We start from the raw sequence: 1,162 nt of genomic DNA, 5'->3' as shown, positions 1-1,162 counted from the left end.
TAAAACCAATTGAAAATTAAACAAAAAAAAGCCCCCAAAAAGGGGGCTTGTAAGTTTAAGAACTTTAAGCTTAACCGATAGCTGGAGCTGAAAGAGCTACTGTTGTAGACTCAGCTGCTGCTAGATCAAGTGGGAAGTTGTGAGCGTTACGCTCGTGCATTACTTCCATACCTAGGTTAGCTCTGTTAAGAACGTCACCCCATGTAGGAACAATCTTACCGTTTGCATCAACAACTGACTGGTTGAAGTTGAAACCGTTAAGGTTGAATGCCATTGTGCAGATACCCATTGAAGTTAACCATACACAAACAACTGGGAATACAGCTAGGAAGAAGTGAAGACTTCTGCTGTTGTTGAATGAAGCATATTGGAAGATCAAACGACCGAAGTAGCCATGAGCTGCAACGATGTTATATGTTTCTTCTTCTTGTCCGAACTTGTAACCATAGTTCTGAGATTCTGTCTCAGTTGTTTCTCTGATTAGAGATGAAGTAACAAGTGAACCGTGCATAGCTGAGAATAAAGATCCTCCGAACATACCAGCAACACCAGCCATGTGGAATGGGTGCATAAGAATGTTGTGCTCTGCCTGGAAAACAAACATGAAGTTAAATGTTCCAGAGATACCTAGAGGCATTCCGTCAGAGAATGAACCTTGACCGAATGGGTATACAAGAAATACTGCGAAAGCTGCTGAAACTGGTGCAGAGTATGCAACACAGATCCAAGGACGCATACCTAAACGGTATGAAAGCTCCCACTGTCTTCCCATGTATGCTGAGATACCAATTAGGAAGTGGAAAATTACAAGCTGGTAAGGACCACCGTTGTATAACCACTCATCTACAGTAGCTGCTTCCCAAATTGGGTAGAAGTGTAGACCAATAGCGTTAGATGAAGGAACAACTGCACCTGAGATGATGTTGTTTCCATATAGGAATGAACCAGCAACTGGCTCTCTAATTCCGTCGATGTCTACTGGTGGTGCTGCGATGAATGCAACGATGAAGCAAGCCGCTGCTGTAAGAAGGCATGGAATCATTAAGACGCCGAACCAACCAACATAAATTCTGTTGTTAGTTGATGTTACCCACTCACAAAACTGTGGCCAACCTTTTAACAGCGAAGAACGCTGCTGCTGAATAGTTGTCATGAGTTCGTT

1 protein-coding gene is annotated in these 1,162 nt (G+C 42.9%); it reads right to left on the bottom strand.

From position 1 onward, the window contains the following. Window positions 1-70 precede the first annotated feature (70 nt). The gene (gene psbA, locus EU98_RS00020; RefSeq protein ID WP_002805533.1) at window positions 71-1,153 is read right to left on the bottom strand and encodes a photosystem II q(b) protein; all 1,083 of its coding nucleotides are present in this window, start codon (window positions 1,151-1,153) and stop codon (window positions 71-73) included. Window positions 1,154-1,162 lie beyond the last annotated feature (9 nt).

The organism is Prochlorococcus marinus str. MIT 9314 (genome assembly GCF_000760035.1).
Lineage (GTDB): Bacteria > Cyanobacteriota > Cyanobacteriia > PCC-6307 > Cyanobiaceae > Prochlorococcus_A > Prochlorococcus_A marinus_B.
Note: the sequence above shows the minus strand (reverse complement) of the source record. Positions and strands in the feature narration are given on the sequence as shown.

Coding starts and splice junctions, on each gene's coding strand:
- psbA (WP_002805533.1), bottom strand. CDS start 1,153: ATGACAACTATTCAGCAGCAGCGTTCTTCGCTGTTAAAAGGTTGGCCA.